Source organism: Nonomuraea sp. NPDC049158 (assembly GCF_040648335.1).
Classification (GTDB): domain Bacteria; phylum Actinomycetota; class Actinomycetes; order Streptosporangiales; family Streptosporangiaceae; genus Nonomuraea.
Window position 1 is genome coordinate 122039 of record NZ_JBEZDM010000007.1, and the last position, 16438, is coordinate 138476.

Sequence of the window (16438 nt, forward strand, 5' to 3'; positions counted from 1 at the left end):
TCGGGATATCCTTTGCCCGACCCCCTGCTTGACCCCCGAGAGAGGATCCTGCCGTGCCCCAGCTCGCCGCCGCCGGATACACCGCGCGGATCAGCCCGCGCGGCGCCGCGCTCAGGACGCTTCGCCACGGCGCCCGCGACCTGATCACGAGCTGGCCCGCCGAGGGCCCGGTCCCCTATTTCGCGGGTACGATCCTCGCCCCCTGGCCGAACCGGGTGGGCGGCGCCCGCTACTCGTTCGGCGGGCGGACGCACGAGCTGGCGGTGAGCGAGCCCGAGCGCGGCCACGCCCTGCACGGGCTGGTGTCCGGCGTCGACTGGCAGGTCGTGGAGCTGCTGGCCGCCGAGGACCACCACGCCTTCGTACGCCTGGCGCACACGATCACCCCCACGGCCGGTTACCCGTTCACGCTGACGCTGCGGGTCCTGCACCGGCTCGACGAGCACGGGCTGACCACCACGGTCACCGCCCGCAACGACGGCGCCGAGGCCGCCCCCTACGGCTGCGGCCCCCATCCCTGGCTGCTCGGCGACGACCTGGAGCTGCCCGCCGCCAAGGTGCTGGTCACCGACGCGGAGCTGCTGCCCCGCTCCCTGGACGACGTGTCCGGCTCCCCGTACGACTTCCGCGAGGCCAGGCCGCTCGACGGCGACGTGATCGACCACGCGTTCACCGGGCTGGCGGCCGGCGAGGCCCGGGTCGGGGGCGTACGCATGACGTGGGACCCGGCCGTGCTGCCGTGGGTGCAGGTCTGCACCAGCAAGCAGCTCGGCTACGAGGGCGTGGCCGTGGAGCCCATGACCTGCCCGCCCGACGCGTTCAACTCCGGCACCGACGTGGTGGTGCTCGAACCGGGCGGCGAGCACGTGGCCGGCTGGACGATCAGCGCCGCATAACGGGCTCAGGACAAGCTGGACGATCAGCGCGGCCTGACCCCACAATCAGGTCTCGTGGACAGCAGGACGAAACGGCGTCTATCGCCCGCCGAGCTCGACGATCTCGCCCGGCGCGCGCTCGGCGCGGGCGTGACCCGATCCACCGAACTCACCGACGGCTACGCCAACGCGGTCTGGCGGCTCCTCCTCGACGACGGCCGCGACGTGGTACTCAAGCTGGCTCCCTCCCCCGAGCTGGACCAGCTCAGCTACGAACGCAATCTGCTGCGGATGGAGGCGGCGGCCTGCGAGCTGGCCGTCGCCGCGGGCGTGCCGGTGGCCACGCTGCTGGCCGCCGGGTTCGACGATCCGGTGCTCGGCGGCGACTACCTGCTGTTCGGGACGCTGGACGGCGTGTCGTGGAACGACGTGAAACCGGACGGCGACGACGCGCTCCGGCGCGAGCTGGGCCGCCACCTGGCCAGGTTCAATTCGGTGACGGGCGAGGTGTTCGGCTACCCGCACGCGGGCATCACCGGCCGTACCTGGCGCGAGGCGTACCTGGCCATGGTGGGGGCGCTGCTGGCCGACACCGAGCGCTACCCGACGCCGCTCCCCCGGCCCGTCGCGGAGATCGGCGCGGTGCTCGCGGCCGCCGCGCCCGTGCTGGACGAGGTGACCACACCGCACCTCGTCCACTTCGACGTCTGGGCCGGCAACGTCTTCCTGGACGTCTCCGGGACGCCCAGGATCCAGGCGATCATCGACCACGAGCGGGCGTTCTGGGGCGATCCGCTGGCCGAGTTCGTCACGCCGACCATCTTCGGCGAGCTGCGCGACGACGACCCGCTGCTGGCCGGGTACCGCGAGGTGACCCCGCTGGAGCTCACCCCCGCCGCGCGGACCCGGCTCGACCTCTATCGTGCCTACCTCTACCTGATCCTGCTGGTGGAGAACGGGCCGCGGCAGTACCCCGAGTCGGAGTACGCGCGGGCCCGCGACCTGTCCACCACCTCACTCACGGACGTCCTGGACCGCCTCGTAGGAGGTGCCCCCGGCTCCCGCGCCTAGCTTGCCGCACTGTCCCGCGCCCACGCCGGCGACCTTGTTGGGCACGTCCAGGTCCACCGGCGCGGGCGTGTTGCCCGTACAGGCGAGCGCGCCCTTGACCGTGGTGCCCGACAGGATCGGCGCCGTGTTCGAGGTCAGCAGGGCCGCGCCGCGGATGTCGGCGGCCACGACGGCCAGCGCCCCGGCGCGGTCGACCGTCAGCGCGCCGTCCACCCGCGCGCCGAGAACCTGCACCGAGGCGGCCCGCGAGGCGTTGAGCGCGCCGGACAGGCGGCCGCCGGTGACGACCACCGAGGCCCCCGCCCGTACGGTCACCGGGCCGCTCACCTGCGCGTGGTCCAGGCAGGTGACGCCGTCGGCGACGGTCAGCGGGCCGCGCTGGGCACCGGTGAGGGTCCTGGTGCAGGCGGGCGGCGGGGCGATCGTGGTGACCGTGAAGCTGCCCGCCTTGCCGTAGTTGCCCGAGCCGTCGATGGAGCGGTACTCGATCGTGTGCCGCCCCCTGGGGAGCTTGCCGTACACCAGGGAGTCGATGGTCGTCCCGTCCTCGGTGAACGTCCACGGCAGCTCGGAGGAGGTCGGCCAGCCGAAGTAGTTGAACCAGCCGTCGCCGTCGACCCTCGACTCCGAGACCACGTAGCCGCCCTGGTCGTCGGTGCCGGTCAGCTTCATCGAGAACGGCCCGTTGTAGACGTAGGTGTCGCCGGACCTGACGAGCGGCCGCGACAGCTCATAGCCGGTCTTGGGCGAGGTGGCGTCGACCGTCCAGGTCAGCGTCCGGTCGCCGACCGTGGCGGTGAGCGTGTGCGTGCCGTCCGACGGCTTCAGCTCGCCGAGGTCCAGGTCGCTGTCGCCCTCGCCGACCCGCTTCCCGTCGAGCGCCCACGCGACCGCGGGAACGCTCGCCGCCGGGTGCGTGGTCTCCACGTACACGACGCCGGTACGGCCCAGCGGCCGGTCCACCGAGGTGGCGGAGACGATGCCGGGGGTGACGCCGTCGGGCGGGGTGGTCAGGGACGTGTCGACGGTCCAGGAGCGGGAGGCGGACATCGCGGCCCGGATGGCCGGGTCCCTGACGAAGGTCGTCGGGTCGGTGACCGTCGCCTTGACCGTGTGGGTGCCCGGGGTGAGGCCGAGCTCGCGTAAGTCCAGGGCCGTGCCCTGTTCGGCGGGCCGGTCCGTGCCGTCGACGTTCCAGGTGACGGTGAGCGCGTGGCCGTTCGGGCGCATCGGCTCCACCCAGAGCACCCGGTCGGCGCCGACGGGCGCGTTCGACGGGGTGGCGTCCTGGATCACCGTCGTCTTGCCGGTGATCCGCTGTGCCATCACCTCCCGGCTCACCTGGTCGTAGTAGTAGCCGAGCGTCTTCATCATGGAGTGCCGGCTCGGCCGCCAGACGCCCGTGGTGGCGTACATGCCGCCCTCGTAGCGGCCGATCGGGCCACCGGACTCGCTGGGCTCGCCGAGCCAGCGCCACCACTTCTTCTTCTGGTCGAGCATCTGCTGCTCGGTCAGCAGCGTGTGGTGGGCGGAGGCGGGCTCGGGCCCGGTGTACGGGCCGCCGGGCACGCCGCGCTGGTAGTAGTCGTACTCGTCCTGCAGGCCGCCCAGGGAGTGGCCCAGCTCGTGCGGGCTGATCAGGGCGGACATGGAGTTGCTGCCGGAGGCGGTCGCGTAGGAACCGCCCGCGCCGCCGTACGTCCCGCTGTTGGCCAGCGCGAGGATCTGCCGGTTGGCCGAGGTCGTGCCGGTGACCAGGTTCGCGTAGCGGGTGGCGGCCGTGTTGTCCATGGTGATCAGCCGCTGGACGCTGCCGGGGTTGCACTGGCCCCAGAAGCCCATGCTGAGCGGGGTGGTCTTCTTCGGCGAGGTCAGGGCGGGGTCGCAGCTGACACCCGACTCGCCGGAGACGATGTCCACCCGGTAGACGTTGATGTAGGCGCGGTAGGACTTGTACGGCTCGATGGACCACATCACGTTGAGGTGCCGGTCGACGTCCGCCTGGAACTTCGCCTGCTCGGACTCGGTGTAGCCGTCGCCCATGATGACCAGGTTGAACCGTTTGGCGGGCGTACCGGTGACCTGGACCGGCACGACGGTGGCAGCGCCGGGCGCGGCGGCTGCCTCTGCGTTGGCTGGGGGGATGTATAAGACGGCGGCGGCCAGGACCAGGGCCGCGGATCTACGCATGATCCGCATTATCGGCCCGTTGTGTGCCGGCGTCTCATCCCAAAGCCGATAAATCTGGTCAGGCTGAGGGGAGTTCGGCCAACAGGACCGGCTGGGTGGTGGGCTGCTTGGAGCCGCCCGCCGGTTCGACCGTGAGGCCGATGCGCTCGTCCCCCTTGGCCGCCCCGGTCAGCATGGGCGTGGTGACGCCATCGGGGCGCCGGTCCAGGAGTCCCGCTGAGCGGATGCCGTCCGGGCCCATCAGCCACAGCTCGTACACCCTCGACTGGGGAAGTTCGGGCAGGCCCGACGACGTGAACACCATCCGGCCCCGCGCGCGCGACACCACGACGGTGCCGCTGCCGCCCGCGGTGACCGGCAGCCGTACGGTCCGGACATCGGGCGCGGCCAGGACCGCCGCGACCTCGCCGTCCCTGGCCTGAAGGTTCCCCAGGTCGCGGCGGGCGTCGAACCCCACGACGCCGAGCGCGACGGCCGCCGCCGTGGACACGGCCGCCAGCCCGGCCACCACCCTCCCCCGCCCCCGGCCTCGCCGCAGCGGCTGGCTTGAAGGCCCTCCCACTTCCCAGACGGTCACGTCCCCCGGCGAGTGCGTGGGAGCCTGTGGCGTGCGGGCGACGGCCGTGAGGACGCGGGTGCGCAGGGCGGCGGGGGGTGGCTCGGCGACCGCGAGGGCGAGCAGGACGGCCGTCTCGCGCAGCCGCCGCACCTCCGTCCGGCACGACGGGCATTGCGCCATATGCGTTTCGAACAGCACCCCGTCGCTGTCCGGCAACGCGTGCACGGCGTAGGCGCCGGAAAGGGTGTGGAGCTCATCGCTCATGTCGCACTCCACGTCGGTCGGGGTCACGTCATTACTTCGCTAGTACTTCGGCGTTTCGGACGTGCCGGATGGCAGCGGGCAAGTGCATTTCTCCATAGACAGAGTTAAACTCAATACGTGATGAATTCCTGTGTGATCGCGGGCGGCGGCCCGGCGGGCGCCATGCTCGCCCTGCTGCTGGCCAGAGCGGGTGTCGAGGTGACCCTGCTGGAGAAGCACGCCGACTTCCTCCGTGACTTCCGCGGCGACACGATCCACCCGTCCACGCTTCAGGTGCTGGACGAGCTCGGGCTGGCCACGGAGTTCCTGAAGATCCCCCACCGCAAGACGTACGCGTTCACCCTGCTGACCGACGACGGGCCGATCCAGCTGGCCAGCCTTCGCGGGCTGCCTGGCAAGTACGACTACATCGCCTTCGTCCCGCAATGGGACTTCCTGAAGCTCGTCACGTCGGCCGCTGAGAAGTACCCGACGTTCCGGCTGCTCATGAACGCCGAGGCGTACGGGCTGATCCGCGAGGACGGCGCGGCCCGCGGCCTGCGCTACCGCGACAAGTCGGGCGAGCACGAGATCAGGGCGGAGCTGACCGTGGCCGCGGACGGCCGCGGTTCGACGCTGCGCGCGGCGGCCGGGCTGGTGCCGCAGGAGTTCGGCGCGCCGATGGACGTCCTGTGGTTCCGGCTGCCGCGCGTCGAGAGCGACCCTGAGCAGACGTTCCTGCGGATCTCCACCGGCCACGCGATCGTGGGCATCAACAGGGAGACCTACTGGCAGCTGGCCTACCTCATCCCCAAGGGCGGCTATGACCGGCTGGCCGGACAGGGCATCGACGCCTTCCGTGAGCCGGTGGCGCGGCTGCTGCCGTACCTGGAGGGGCGCGTCGAGCAGATCGCGAGCTTCGACGACGTCAGCATGCTCACGGTGGCGCTCAACCGGCTCCGCCGCTGGTACCGGCCCGGTTTCCTGGCCATCGGCGACGCGGCGCACGCGATGTCACCGGTGTTCGGCGTCGGCATCAACCTGGCGGTGCAGGACGCGGTCGCCACGGCCAACCTGATCGCCGAGCCGCTGAGGTCGGGCCGGCCCATCCCGGAGGCCACGTTGCGCCGGCTGGAGCGCCGCCGCATGCTGCCCACCAGGATCACCCAGGCCGCGCAGCGCGTGGCTCAGGACCGGCTGCTCGGCCCGACGATCGACAGCCAGGTGGGGCCGCCGCGCATCCCGGCGACGCTGCCGCGGAATCCCCTGTTCAGCGGGGTGATACGGCGCTTCCTCGGGTTGGGGGTGCGCCCCGAGCACGTACTGACACCCGAACTCTGACCCGCCCCGCGGGGTCGCTTTCTCACAACGTGGACATCGGGGTCGGTGACGCCGAGCCGGTAGCATACCCTCGTATGTCGTGAGCGCACTGAGCAATCCCGAGGAACTCGATTCCTGGCGAGCCCTGCCGGCGGCCCAGCAGCCTGACTGGCCCGACCGCAGCGAGCTCGAGAAGGTCGTCGCCGAGCTCGGCGGCCTGCCCCCACTCGTCTTCGCCGGCGAGTGCGACCAGCTCAAGGAGCAACTGGCCGCCGTCGCCCGAGGCGAGGCGTTCGTGTTGCAAGGCGGTGACTGCGCCGAGACGTTCGCCGGGGCGACCGCCGACAATGTGCGCAACAAACTCAAGACGCTGCTGCAGATGGCCATCGTGCTGACGTACGCCGCCAAGGTGCCGGTGGTCAAGATCGGCCGCGTGGCCGGGCAGTTCGCCAAGCCGCGTTCCAAGGGCACCGAGACGCGCGACGGCCAGGAGCTGCCCGCCTACCGGGGCGACATGGTCAACGGCTTCGCCTTCACCCCTGAGTCCCGCAGGCCCGACCCGTGGCGGCTGCTGAAGGCCTACCACTCCTCGGCCGTGACGCTCAACCTGGCCCGCGCCTTCACCAAGGGCGGCTACGCCGACCTGCGCCAGGTGCACGCCTGGAACCAGGACTTCGTGGGCGAGTCCCCCGCCGGCCGCCGCTACGAGCAGCTGGCCAGGGAGATCGACCAGGCGCTCGCGTTCATGCGCGCCTGCGGGGCCGACCCGGAGGAGTTCCACACCGTCGAGTTCTACTCCTCGCACGAGGCGCTGATCCTCGACTACGACCGGGCGCTCACGCGCATCGACTCGCGGACCGGCAGCCCGTACGACGTGTCGGCGCACATGGTCTGGATCGGCGAGCGCACCCGCCAGCTCGACGGCGCGCACGTCGACTTCTTCTCCCGCATCCGCAACCCCATCGGCGTCAAGCTCGGCCCGACCACCACGCCCTCCGAGGCGCTGGCGCTGGTCGAGAAGCTCAACCCCGAGAACGAGCCGGGCCGGCTCACGTTCATCACCCGGATGGGCGCCTCCAAGATCCGCGAGCACCTGCCCGCGCTGGTCAAGGAGGTCACCGCGGCGGGCGCGCAGGTCGCGTGGATCTGCGACCCGATGCACGGCAACACGTGGGAGGCGCCGAGCGGCCACAAGACGCGCCGGCTCGACGACGTGCTCGACGAGGTGACGGGCTTCTTCGAGGTGCACCGCTCGCTCGGCACGCATCCCGGAGGCATCCACATCGAGTTCACGGGCGATGACGTGACGGAGTGCGTGGGCGGCGGCCACGAGATCGTCGAGGACGACCTCTCGCGCCGCTACGAGACGGCCTGCGACCCGCGTCTCAACCGCGGCCAGTCGCTCGACCTCGCCTTCCGGGTGGCGGAGCTCTACCGCTCCAGCTGAGTACGTGAACGGCAGCCCCGGGTCGGGCCGGGGCTGCCAGAGGATTCTTCGGTCACGCCTGTCCGCGATCTTCTATGATCGGCCTGACAAAGGTGAGAATTCCTCAACTATTGGGAGAAATCGTGGACAGCGCCCCCGATGGCGTGGACCCGAGCGTGCCCAACATCGCCCGGATGTACGACTACTTCCTGGACGGCAAGGACAACTTCGCCTCCGACCGGGAAGCGGCCGAGCAGATCTTGAAGCTGTTCCCCGACACGAGGGACTCCGCGAGGGCCAACCGCGACTTCCTCCGCCGGGCCGTACGCCATCTGGTCGACTCCGGCGTCGACCAGATCGTGGACCTCGGCGCTGGTCTGCCCACCCAGGGCAACACGCACGAGATCGCGCCCGAGGCGCGCGTCGTCTACGTGGACTACGACCCCGTGGTGTGCGCGCACGGGCGGGCTCTGCTGTCCAGGGGCACGAACGTGGAGTTCGTCCAGGCCGACATCAGGGACACGGACCCGCTGCTGGAAACTCTGGCAGAGACGATCGACTTCGACCGCCCGGTGGCGTTCCTGATGCTGGCCGTGCTGCACTTCCTGCCGGACGAGGCCGCGTACGGCATCGTCGGCAGGCTGCGCGACGCGGGGCCCGCGGGCAGCCGGCTGGTCATCAGCCACGCCGTGGACGCCGCGCCCGACTCCACCCCGCAGGCGCTGGAGATCTACAAGCAGGCGACGGCCGCGCTCAACCTCCGGACACCCGAGCAGATCGCCGCCTTCTTCGAGGGCTACGAACTGGCCGAACCCGGCCTGGTCTACCCCCAGGACTGGCGCCCCGACCCCGGCGATTCCCTGCTGGGCGCCAAGGCCGTCACCAACGTCGGCTACGCCGGAGTCGGCCGCAAATCATAGGCGCCGCCCTGTGGAACGAGAAAAGCCCCGCTGGTATGGCGGGGCTTCGTGGTGCGGCGGTCAGTTCTGGTCGGCCTTCTTGAGCTCCTCGTTGAGCTCGGTCCTGATCGCGTCCATGTCGAGCGCGCGAACCTGGCTGATCAGGTCTTCGAGCGCGGGCGCCGGGATCGCACCGGGCTGCGCGTAGACCACGATCCCGTCGCGGATCGCCATGAGCGTCGGGATCGAGCTGATGTCGAAGCCCTGCGCCAGGGCCTGCTCCGCATCGGTGTCGATCTTGCCGAAGGTGATGTCCTCATGCTTGTCGGACGCCTTCTCGAAGATCGGCCCGAACATCTTGCACGGGCCACACCACTCGGCCCAGAAGTCGAGCAGGACGATCCCCTTGTCGGCGATGTCGTTGAAGTTCGTCTCGGTTACCTCGATGGTCGCCACAAGTGGCTCCTCGTATCGTCGCGTGAAGTCTGTATGTCATCCCAAGGTGCAAAGCTGTCAACCACGTACCCGCCACCAGCATTCCATGCTCCCGCCACCGGGCCTCACATATCGGGCGCCGGGATTTCCGGCGTGGGCGTGATGGCGTCAGAGGAGGCCCGCGCCGTCCAGTTGGGTGTGGAAAGCCTTCTTGCCGGGGTGGGCGGCGCGGAGCCGGGCGACGTAAGAGGCGAACTCGGTCTGATCGCCGGTGCGCTCGAACAGGGTTCGCAGCGTGAAGAGATACTGGATCGCCTCCTGGTAGCCGGGTCTGCTGGCCCGGCTGACGCAGGATTCGGCCAGTTCCCGGTAGATCGGGATGGCGTCCTGGGGATGGGTCTGGGCGCGGGCGTTGACCACGCGCATGCGCAGGTCAGAGGCGAGTCCGTACGTCTGGAGGACCTCCCAGGCGCCCGCCACGTCCTCGTTGATCAGCAGCACCTCGGCCAGTGTGGGGGCCATGGCGGGCGACGAGCGGAGGTGCGCGATGGCCTTGGCCTGCCACGGGGCCGCGTCCGGGCCGGCCTGGCGGGTCAAGTTCTGATAGGTGTGCGTGGACGGTGAGAGGGTGAAGAGCTGCCAGCGGGTCTCGAGCGCCTGCTCGGTCCGTCCTGCGTGCTGATGGCAGTCGAGAGCGAGGGTGAGGAGCTGCTGATCGCGGCCGTAGCGGCCGATCCCCTGGGCGATCCAGGCCAGGGCTTCGTCGTGACGCTCCTCGCCGATCAGGAGACGAGCGATCTTCGCGATGTCGCCGCCGCCGGCGGCCCGCTGGGCGAGCATGGCGATCACGGCGTCGGTGCCGCCCTCGGCGCGGGCGAGCGACTCGCGCAGCGCGGCCACCTTGTAGTCGCGGATCCGGTCGGCGAAGGTGCCGTTCAGCAGCTCGTGGCAGCGGCGCAGGCCCAGATCGCCCAGTGCGGGAGCGTAGCCGGGCAGCGAGGTCTCGAAGGTGCACCAGTTGCTGATCAGCACCTTGCCCATCAGCCACTCCGCCAGCTTCACCGGGTCGGGCGAGCCGGCCAGGCAGGCGTCCCGATGCATGCCCTGGACGCGCTCGAGATCCTCGACGAGCTGGCCGCCATAGACCTCCCCGGTGTCCAGCACCTCCTCGATGAGGTCGATCGCGCGGACGGTCAGCTCGCGTGCGGTGTCCGGTGACGGCTCGATCAGGTCGTCGATCTCGTCGAGGATCTCCTCCAGGTCCTCGAGATCGGGATACCACTCGCCCTCGTGCCAGGCGTCGCAGACATCCGCGGCCTCGGCCAGCAGGTCCGCCATGACCGATTCCAGGTCGGCGAGGAGGTCGGTCGACTCCTCGCCGATGATGGTCTCCGCGAGCTCGGTCCGCAGCCGATCGGCGAGCTCGGGGTCCGTCGCGGCCAGAGTGGCGAGGCGGCGGGCCAGCCAGTCGGAGTCCTGGGTACGCAGCAGCGCGTACAGGTCGGGCGCGGGCCGCACATCGCCCATCCGGACCCAGGTCACCGCCGCGGCGGCCGCGTGGGCGCACAACTCGGGATCCAGGCACTCGCAGACCGCGCGCATCCCGCTCGCGGTGAAGGTGACCGTCACCGAACGCCCGCTCACCAGCGCGGCGACCGACGTCCCCTTCTCGGTCAACCCCGCGACCATGCCGTCGGCGACCAGCGCCAGAGCCTCGGCGAACACCAGCTCGCTGACCTGGCTCCGTACGGCTTCCTCGTCAACCTGGATGAGCGCCATGATGTCGATTATCCCGCAATGATCAACTGTGCTCGCCCCGGGGCGGGGGGCACCCGATGTCCACGTCACGGGCGGCCCGTACGGAACGCGGGCCGCCCGTGACGAAAGGATCAGCGGCCCGGCAGGGTGAGGCCGATGATGAGCGGGTCGTGGTCGGTGGACCGGAAGGCGTCCGGCTTGTACAGGGACGCCGGGTTGAACTCGGTGTTGTAGTCGAGAATGCGCGGCTCGTCCGAGTTGATGTGCCAGATCGTCGCGCTGGTGACCCGCTTGAGCAGCTGCCGGCCGACCAGCGCGTGGTCGAGCTCTCCGGCCAGGCCGTCGAACAGGTAGCTGTAGCGCTGCCGCGCCGGCACGAACCTCTTGGTCAGGCTGGTCAGCCCGCCCGCCTCCAGCGTGTGGATCGGGTCCTCCTCGCCGTAGGCGTTGAGGTCGCCGAGCACCACCGGGTTCGGCAGGTCCTTGACCAGGCCGAGCAGCGCCTGCGCCTGCTTGACGCGGGTGGCGTTCCAGCAGCTCTGGCCGTCGCCCTGGTCGGCGTCGGGGCCGTCGGCCGGGCAGGTGCCCTTGGACTTGAGGTGGTTGACGACCATCGTGAACGGCTGGCCGCCCGCCTTCCTGCGGAACGTCTGGATCAGCGGCGGCCGGCTGAACACCGCGTCCTGCGAGGCCTGGGGAGCGCCGACGGGCGTCAGCTTGGCCGGCTTGTAGATCACCGCGACCTGGATGGCGTCCGTGCCGGGGTACGGGTGCTGGAGCGCCGCGTACGTACCCGCGCCGACCTCGGCGTTGACGGCGTCCACGAGGGCTTGGAGCGCCGTCTGACCGTTGTTCTCGACCTCCATGAGGCCGACGGCGTCGGCGTTGAGCCCCTTGAGCGCCGCCACCAGCTTGGCCAGCTGCCGCTGCTGCTCCACGGCGTTGGTGGCGCCGCGCGAGCCGAGGGTGGTGAACCAGTTCAGCGTGTTGAACGAGGCCACCTTGACGTTGCCGATGACCGGGAAGGGCCGGGGCGTGCGGGGGTTGGTGTTGTGGTAGTCGATCGGCTTGGTGGGCTGCAGGCGGTAGAGGCCGAACCCGTAGCCGAGCACGCCGGTGATGCCCGCGGCCAGGTCGCCGGTCCGCACGATGGGCGGCAGGGTGGCCGGATTCTCCCTGCTGGAGCCGTCGTCGATGAGCAGCGAGCGCCGCTTGTTCAGCGCCGCGTCCACGCCGGGCCGGTCCGTCGGCTGGAACAGCCGGCCGCCGGAGGAGACGGTGACCTCGCCGTACCGGCCCAGGTTGTAGTGCTCGCTGACGGTCAGCGGCTGCGGGAAGGTGAGCAGCATGTTCTCGACGGACTCACGCCCGTCGTCCGGCAGCTTGTACGGCTGAGCCGCCACCGAACCGGTGCCGCAGACCTCCACCGCGGTGACCGGTGACAGTTCCGTCCAGCCGTTGTACTCCGTCACCTTGCCCGTCACGAGCACCCGGTCGCCCGCCGCGACGTCCTTGACGGTGTCGCGGGCGTAGGCGAACAGCCCTTCGGAGGTCTTCGGGTCGGCGTCCGGCTTCGGGTCCTGCAGGAAGAAACCGCTCAGCTGGTCGCCGCGCTGGAAGTCACCGGTGACGATGCCTTCGACGGTGACGGTCTGCCCGGCCAGGGGGCTGGCGTCACCGCTCCCCTGCACCTCCGAGATGCGCCGGCTCGGCGGCGTGTCGCACGCGGCGGCCGGTGCGGCGAGCGCCGGCGTGGCGGGGAGGGCGGCCGCCACGACGAACGCGACGAGAAAAGTTCTGGATAAAACACGCATGACCAGCACTTTAGAGGGAATTGCGGTCACAGATTTCCACCAAAAAGTGGCTAGAACATTAAATCATCGAACCTTGACATTGCCCTGGTGCGGGTATGACGACTGTATGGACTGGGTCACCTGCGCCTATTCGGCAGCCTGCTCGGGAATCGCCCACCAGCCGTACGACCGTTGCCTGGCACACCTGCAACCGGACGAAGTAGCCGAGACCCTCGACGAGATGGCTCCCGGCCGCCTTCTCGACCTGCGCGGCACACCGATCAGCGGCGCGCTGCTCAGCAGGATCATCGAGGTGACGGGCGGTCGGCCCGGCCGGGCCCGGCTGGACCGGGTCACGTTCACCGGCGACGTACGGCTGTCCGGCGTGACCTTCGCCGGCGACGTGTCGCTCGACGGCGCCCGCTTCGAGCGGCTGGCCTCCTTCTTCGGCGCCCGGTTCGAGGGCAACGTCTCGCTGGCCGGGGCCGGGTTCGCCCGCGAGTTGTCCTTCCACGGCGTCCGGGTACGCGGCCACCTGTCCCTGGACCGGGCGGTGATGTCGCGTGACGCGCTGTTCAGCCAGGCGGTGTTCGGTCACGGGCTGTCGTGCGAACGGGCCAGGTTCGACGGCTACGCCACCTTCGACGGGGCCGCGCTGGGCGACGGCGCGAGCTTCCGCGGCGCCAGGTTCGGCCGTACGCTCTCCTTCCGCAAGGTCAGCGGCCCTGCCGGGTTCGACACCGCGCACTTCGCGGCCGACGCCTACCTCTCGGTCACCGGGCGGCTGTCCGCCTCGCGGGCCCGCGCCGACGGCACGCTCGACGTGGCCGTCGCCGCCGGCCGCGCGAACCTGCGGCGGATGGAGGTCACCGGCGCGACGACGATCCGGCTCGTCGACTCCGATGCCGATCTGGAGGGGTCGGTGCTGCGCGGGCCCGCGATCGTGACCGGGCGCGGCCGGTCCGCGCTGACCTCGCTGCGGCACGTCGACGCGGCCGACCTGGCGCTGTTCGGCCTCGACCTGTCGGGCTGCCGGTTCGCCGGGCTGGCCCGCCCGGCCGCGGTCCGGGTCAAGAACTGCACGTTCGCGCTGACCCCGCGCGGGGTGCGGGTGAGCCTGCACTGGCCGATGCTGCGCTGGTTCTCCCGGCGCAGCGCGCTGGCCGACGAGCACACGATGCGCGGCTGGGCTCCCCCCGCCCCCGCGCCGGACAAGGGTCCGGCCCACCGGCCGGCCGCGCACGCTCCGACGGCGCAGGACCCGCCCGCCGGACCCGACCGGCTGGCCGCCCTCTACTCCGGGTTGCGCGTCCAGGTCGACGACGTGGGCACCTCGGCCGACTTCGCGTTCGCCGCGATGGAGATGCGCCGCCAGGCGGGCCGCCGGTGGTGGCTGTCCCTTTCGTGGCTGCTGTGGGGGTACGGCATGCGGATGGGCCGGGCCGCGGGCTGGCTCGTCCTGCTGATGGCGATCACCGTGGCCGCGCTGTTCTGGACCTCGACCTCACACGCCGAACGCGGCGCCGAACAACCCGCGCCCGCCGCCCACCCCTAGCGGCCGTCCAGGAGGAGACGCCGTCCGTCACAACTCGTCGAGGACCTTGCCGATGGCGGCGAAGTGCGTGGAGCGCCAGCCGCCGCCCATGATCTTGCGGGCCATCTGCTGCATGGCGCCATCGGGGTCGAAGCCCTCGTGGTCGAGGAAGAGCCTGGTGCCCGTGCCCTCGGGCTCCAGCCGCCAGGTGACGGTCCAGTCGGCGTGCTTGCGATCGCTCCAGCTGATCTTCAGCAGCTTCTCCGGCTCCAGCTCCAGCACCTCGCAGTAGACGATGCCCTCGAAGCCGGTCTGCTTCACCGGCGTGGTGGTGAAGGTGAACCGGTGCCCCACCTCCGGGCTGAAGTCGTTGGGCATCAGCCAGCGGGCCACCAGTTCGGGCTCGGTCAGCGCCCGCCACACCTTCGCGGGCGGGTGCCCGAGGAACTGCTCCAGCCGGATCGAACGCAGGTCGTCAGACATCCCGGTCTTCCCTTTCATCGTGATCCATCTCGTCGAGCAGACCGCTCAGGCCGGAGAGCTTCTCTCTCCAGAAGCGTTCGTACGGCGTGAGCCACTCACGGATCTCCATGAGCGGCGCCGCCTCCAGCCGGTAGAGCCGTTCTCTCCCCCGGCGCGTCTCGGCCACCAGCCCGGCATCGCGGAGCACCTTGAGATGCTCGGAGACGCTGGGACGGCTCATGTCGAACCGCTCGGCCAGCCGCCCGGCCGGTTGGCCGCCCTCATCGAGCAGCAGCCGCAGCAGCTCCCGCCGGGCCGGGCTGGCCAGCGCGGTGAACACGTGGTCGGCGGTCATGCCTGGGTGGCCACGAAGCCATTGCCGTCAGGGTCCTGGAACAGCAGCTGGCGCCCCCACGGCTCGTCGGTGGGGCCCTCGAAGGGCGTGCCGTGCTCGCGCAGCCGCTCGGCGAGCGCGTCGACGTCGGCGCAGGCGACCACCAGGCCGCCGATGGGGGCCATGTCCGGGAACCAGGAGGCGAGCAGCAGCGTGGTCTCGGCCCCCTTCGGGGCGACCGTGAGCCAGCGGCCCATCGGGAACGGATTGTCGGTGCGGGTCTCGAAGCCCAGGACGCCGCCGTAGAAGGCGAGCGCCCGGTCCTGGTCGGATACGGGCACGGTCACGGTCGTGATGCTGGAGATGGGCATGTGGGCCACTATATGTAGGAATTTCCCTACGTATCAAGTCATCAGGGAGATCCCTGATTACGTACCGGGATCCGCCTTCGTAAGATGGGAGGCATGCGGATCGACGACTACGTGGCCGAGCTGGGCAGGTCGCTGGCCGGGCCGCCGGGGCCCAAGCAAGACCTGGTCGTCGAGGCGCGCGACAGTCTGACCGACACCGCCGACGCGCTGGAGGCCGAGGGCCTGGTCCGGGCCGAGGCCGAGCGGCTGGCGGTGCGGCAGTTCGGCGCGATCCCCGAGATCGTGTCCGGCTACCAGCGGGAGCTGACCGTCGCGGCCGGCCGGATGCTGGGCACGCTGCTGCTCATCAGCGTGCCGATGACCGCGCTGATGTGGTCGGTGCTCTGGCGCTTCTACCCCATGGACCCCACCGCCTGGACCAACAGGCCCGTCTGGTTCTCGCCCGTCTCGCGGGCGCTCGACATCCTGCAGCTGGGCACGGGCGTGTTCGGCGGGCTGTCGCTGTTCGCGCTGAGCCGGGGCGGCCGGTGGCGCCTCAGGCCGCATCTGGTGACCAAAGGGCTGGGGATCGTCGTCTGGGCGATGCTGCCGGTGGTCGGCGGGCTGAGCCTGGTGCTCAACTATGGAGCCGATCTGCCGCAGGGCGTCGACTTCTTCCTGCCCACCGTGCTCGCCAACCTCGTGACGTCGGCCTGCTGGGGCCTGCAGCTCTACGGCGCGACGCGCTGCCTGCGCCTCACCCGGGCGGTCTGCGCCTCACCCGGACTGCCTGACCCCCGGCCGTAGCACTCCGCCGATCACACTGGCGAACTCCGCCCAGGCCGACCGCTCCCCTTCCAACTGCTTCCTGCCGGAATCGGTCAGGCGATAGGTGCGCCGCTTGCGCCCCCCGACCGTGGCCCACTCGCTGGCCAGGTAGCCGATCCGCTCCAACCTGCGCAGCGCCGGATAGACGGTCCCGGTCGGTACGTTGAGCGCTCCCCCGCTGCGCGCCTGCAGGGCCTCGATGATGGCGTAGCCGTGCAGCGGCTCACCCTCCAGCACGGAGAGCAGCAGGGCGTCCATGTGGCCGCGCAGCGCGTCGGGGTTCATGGCTCCGATCCTAGATAACCCTTCGTTGAGTAGCCAGTCTACATGTAGGCCGTCTATATGTAGACTGGCTATAGGT

Annotated in this window: 16 protein-coding genes; 7 read left to right on the forward strand and 9 right to left on the reverse strand. The window is 70.6% G+C overall.

The features are described from left to right. The first annotated feature begins 53 nt into the window (after positions 1 to 53). Positions 54 to 896: an aldose 1-epimerase family protein gene (locus AB0B61_RS17820; protein WP_358432632.1), complete on the forward strand. Its 843-nt coding sequence runs from the start codon at positions 54 to 56 to the stop codon at positions 894 to 896. A gap of 54 nt (positions 897 to 950) precedes the next feature. Continuing rightward, on the forward strand, positions 951 to 1946 hold the full coding sequence (locus AB0B61_RS17825) for an aminoglycoside phosphotransferase family protein (protein WP_358432634.1): 996 nt from the start codon (positions 951 to 953) through the stop codon (positions 1944 to 1946). On the opposite strand, the gene AB0B61_RS17830 is transcribed toward AB0B61_RS17825, so the two are convergent. Both AB0B61_RS17830 and AB0B61_RS17835 read right to left on the reverse strand, forming a co-directional pair. Continuing rightward, the gene (locus tag AB0B61_RS17830) at positions 1890 to 4136 is read right to left on the reverse strand and encodes a M64 family metallopeptidase (RefSeq protein WP_358432636.1); all 2247 of its coding nucleotides are present in this window, start codon (positions 4134 to 4136) and stop codon (positions 1890 to 1892) included. The genes AB0B61_RS17825 and AB0B61_RS17830 overlap by 57 nt on opposite strands. Positions 4137 to 4194: 58 nt before the next feature. After that, positions 4195 to 4959: an anti-sigma factor gene (locus AB0B61_RS17835; RefSeq protein WP_358432638.1), complete on the reverse strand. Its 765-nt coding sequence runs from the start codon at positions 4957 to 4959 to the stop codon at positions 4195 to 4197. 120 nt (positions 4960 to 5079) lie between these two features. On the opposite strand from AB0B61_RS17835, the gene AB0B61_RS17840 reads away from it, so the two are divergent. The 3 genes from AB0B61_RS17840 to AB0B61_RS17850 all read left to right on the forward strand — a co-directional run bounded on the left by AB0B61_RS17840 (position 5080) and on the right by AB0B61_RS17850 (position 8604). Beyond that, positions 5080 to 6279, forward strand: a complete 1200-nt coding sequence (locus AB0B61_RS17840) for an FAD-dependent oxidoreductase (RefSeq protein ID WP_358433081.1) — start codon at positions 5080 to 5082, stop codon at positions 6277 to 6279. Positions 6280 to 6358: 79 nt separating this feature from the next. Beyond that, positions 6359 to 7705, forward strand: a complete 1347-nt coding sequence (locus AB0B61_RS17845) for a class II 3-deoxy-7-phosphoheptulonate synthase (RefSeq protein WP_358432640.1) — start codon at positions 6359 to 6361, stop codon at positions 7703 to 7705. A 122-nt stretch (positions 7706 to 7827) separates the two neighbouring features. Beyond that, on the forward strand, positions 7828 to 8604 hold the full coding sequence (locus AB0B61_RS17850; RefSeq protein ID WP_358432642.1) for an SAM-dependent methyltransferase: 777 nt from the start codon (positions 7828 to 7830) through the stop codon (positions 8602 to 8604). A 60-nt stretch (positions 8605 to 8664) separates the two neighbouring features. Here AB0B61_RS17850 and trxA read toward each other — a convergent pair whose 3' ends face one another. The 3 genes from trxA to AB0B61_RS17865 form a co-directional block, all read right to left on the reverse strand. Then, on the reverse strand, positions 8665 to 9039 hold the full coding sequence (gene trxA / locus AB0B61_RS17855) for a thioredoxin (RefSeq protein WP_225295049.1): 375 nt from the start codon (positions 9037 to 9039) through the stop codon (positions 8665 to 8667). 147 nt (positions 9040 to 9186) lie between these two features. Beyond that, complete coding sequence (locus AB0B61_RS17860) at positions 9187 to 10797, reverse strand: DUF6880 family protein (protein ID WP_358432645.1); 1611 nt, start codon at positions 10795 to 10797, stop codon at positions 9187 to 9189. Positions 10798 to 10907: 110 nt separating this feature from the next. Further along, positions 10908 to 12590 (reverse strand): ExeM/NucH family extracellular endonuclease, encoded by a 1683-nt coding sequence (locus tag AB0B61_RS17865; RefSeq protein WP_358432647.1) that lies wholly within the window; start codon positions 12588 to 12590, stop codon positions 10908 to 10910. 106 nt (positions 12591 to 12696) lie between these two features. Between AB0B61_RS17865 and AB0B61_RS17870 the strand changes: the two genes are divergently transcribed. Then, positions 12697 to 14124, forward strand: coding sequence for a pentapeptide repeat-containing protein (locus AB0B61_RS17870; RefSeq protein WP_358432649.1), 1428 nt, complete (start codon positions 12697 to 12699; stop codon positions 14122 to 14124). Between the two features lie 27 nt (positions 14125 to 14151). Here the strand turns inward: AB0B61_RS17870 and AB0B61_RS17875 are convergent, their stop codons facing one another. From AB0B61_RS17875 to AB0B61_RS17885, 3 genes are read right to left on the reverse strand one after another with little or no spacing between them, the layout of a single operon-like run. Continuing rightward, complete coding sequence (locus AB0B61_RS17875) at positions 14152 to 14586, reverse strand: SRPBCC domain-containing protein (RefSeq protein ID WP_358432651.1); 435 nt, start codon at positions 14584 to 14586, stop codon at positions 14152 to 14154. Continuing rightward, positions 14579 to 14920, reverse strand: a complete 342-nt coding sequence (locus tag AB0B61_RS17880; protein ID WP_358432653.1) for a metalloregulator ArsR/SmtB family transcription factor — start codon at positions 14918 to 14920, stop codon at positions 14579 to 14581. The genes AB0B61_RS17875 and AB0B61_RS17880 overlap by 8 nt, the downstream gene beginning before the upstream one ends. Next, positions 14917 to 15270 (reverse strand): VOC family protein, encoded by a 354-nt coding sequence (locus AB0B61_RS17885; RefSeq protein WP_358432655.1) that lies wholly within the window; start codon positions 15268 to 15270, stop codon positions 14917 to 14919. Before AB0B61_RS17885 ends, AB0B61_RS17880 begins: the two co-directional genes overlap by 4 nt. Positions 15271 to 15363: 93 nt before the next feature. Here AB0B61_RS17885 and AB0B61_RS17890 point away from each other — a divergent pair, with 93 nt between their 5' ends. Beyond that, positions 15364 to 16056: a permease prefix domain 1-containing protein gene (locus AB0B61_RS17890; RefSeq protein ID WP_358432657.1), complete on the forward strand. Its 693-nt coding sequence runs from the start codon at positions 15364 to 15366 to the stop codon at positions 16054 to 16056. Here the strand turns inward: AB0B61_RS17890 and AB0B61_RS17895 are convergent. Then, positions 16027 to 16362 (reverse strand): helix-turn-helix transcriptional regulator, encoded by a 336-nt coding sequence (locus AB0B61_RS17895; protein WP_358432659.1) that lies wholly within the window; start codon positions 16360 to 16362, stop codon positions 16027 to 16029. The two genes, AB0B61_RS17890 and AB0B61_RS17895, sit on opposite strands and share 30 nt — an antisense overlap. Positions 16363 to 16438: the final 76 nt, after the last annotated feature.